Source organism: Nonomuraea sp. MG754425 (assembly GCF_021699195.1).
GTDB lineage: Bacteria > Actinomycetota > Actinomycetes > Streptosporangiales > Streptosporangiaceae > Nonomuraea.
In genome coordinates this window covers 1-303 of the sequence record NZ_SSXE01000572.1, presented here as the reverse complement: position 1 = coordinate 303, position 303 = coordinate 1, and the positions used below count along the sequence as shown (strand labels likewise).

Below are 303 nucleotides of genomic sequence, written 5' to 3'. Positions count from 1 at the left end.
GCGGCCCACGCGGCCGAGGCGTTCGGGCTGGCCGGTGACCGGGTTGGTGCGCACCACGAGGAAGTCCTCGTCCGTGACGACCGGCAGGCCGGTGACGGGCTCGGTTACACGGCGCCTGGCCCGATGACCGCTGAGGACCTGCTGTCCCACGCCCAGCTCGCCGGGTGGAACGTGCGCAAGGTGCCGGTCGGCCAGGTCACCGACCCCGTCACCGGCCTGCCGGTCGTCACGGACGAGGACTTCCTCGTGGTGCGCACCAACCCGGTCACCGGCCAGCCCGAACGCCTCGGCCGCGTGGGCCGC

The 303-nt window shown here is 74.3% G+C and carries 1 protein-coding gene; it reads left to right on the top strand.

The features are described from left to right. Positions 1-123: 123 nt before the first annotated feature. Positions 124-303, top strand: a 180-nt coding sequence (locus FAF44_RS54015; protein WP_237111231.1) for a hypothetical protein, incomplete at its 3' end; no start/stop codon positions are given.